Below are 1,251 nucleotides of genomic sequence, written 5' to 3'. Positions count from 1 at the left end.
ATGATTTTACCCCAAAAAAGTAGACAGTTAATTTACACTCAGGGCCTGTGATTCAAACTCAGTAGGACTCACGAACCCTAAGTAACCATGTCGTCGTTTCCGGTTATAAAAACACTCTATGTAATCAAAAATATCGCGTTGTGCTTCTGCACGAGTTTGGTAGCGATATTTTCTGATCCGTTCTCGCTTTAATGAGCCGAAAAAACTCTCAACTACTGCATTGTCATAGCAGTTGCCGCGAGCACTCATGCTGCACTCTATGTCATGTTGTTCAAGCAACTGACGGTAGTCATCACTCGCATATTGTGCCCCTCGATCTGAATGATGAATCAAACCGCCAGGCGGATTACGCATGTCCAGCGCCATGTTCAAAGCACTGATAGCAAGATGCCTACTCATGTGGCTATCCATTGCCCAACCGACTATCTTGCGTGAAAACAGATCCATCACAACAGCCAAATAAAGAATACCTTGGCGGGTTTGGATGTAAGTAATGTCCGATGCCCACAGCACATTAGGCCTTGTCGCCATAAAGTCTTGCCGCAACAAGTTTTCCGCAAAGGGGTATGTTGGAGTATCTTGCAAAGAGCGTCTTACACGGCGTCTTGGGCACCCCTTTATTCCTTGTATGCGCATCAACTTAGCAATCCGGTTCTTACCGTATCGGTAGCCATGAGCTTTCAGTTCTTCACAGATACGAGGGGCTCCATAGACACCTCTGCTCGAACTGTGCACGTCCTTGATAAGGTCTATCAGACGTTGGTTGCTTTGCTCTCGAGCGCTAGTTGGTCGAGTTAACCACGCATAGAAACCACAGCGAGATACCTTGAGCGCTCGACACATCATACTGACAGGGTACTGCTTGCGACACCGCTTGATACATTCAAACTTCAATCGGATTCCTTGGCAAAGAACACCGCCGCTTGTTTTAAAAAATCACGCTCTTTCTTAACTTGTGCCAGCTCTCTCTTGAGCTGAGTGATTTCTTCATCTCGTGACTTGCCTTTGCCAGGGAAAGCTTGGTCACCCAGCAAATGGAACTCATCTCTCCAACGTCTCAGTTGACGATCACTAATACCTAACTCTTCGCAAACCTTAGCGTCTGTCATTCCATCTTCAGCCGCCTTTTCTAAAGCCATGCGTTTGAAATGAGCAGGATATCTTTGATAGCTTCTGGCTTTTGCCATAAAACACCTCCTGGTGTATCTCTACACCAATTCTAGAAGTGTCTACGTAAATGGGGTAACACGA

General features: G+C 46.1%; 1 protein-coding gene. It reads right to left on the bottom strand.

Features of this window, described 5'->3' with window-relative positions; genetic code table 11:
* Nucleotides 1–27: 27 nt before the first annotated feature.
* Nucleotides 28–1,187, bottom strand: a protein-coding gene (locus CCY32_RS17050) for an IS3 family transposase (protein ID WP_088332893.1) whose coding sequence is annotated in 2 segments (ribosomal slippage) — nucleotides 28–923 and nucleotides 923–1,187 — 1,161 coding nt in all. Because the reading frame shifts where the segments join, the coding sequence is not laid out codon by codon here.
* Nucleotides 1,188–1,251 lie beyond the last annotated feature (64 nt).

Origin of the sequence: Lacimicrobium sp. SS2-24, assembly GCF_002201535.1 — a bacterium.
Classification (GTDB): domain Bacteria; phylum Pseudomonadota; class Gammaproteobacteria; order Enterobacterales; family Alteromonadaceae; genus Lacimicrobium.
The sequence above is the reverse complement of the archived record's forward strand: the minus strand, read 5'-3'. Positions and strand labels throughout refer to the sequence as shown.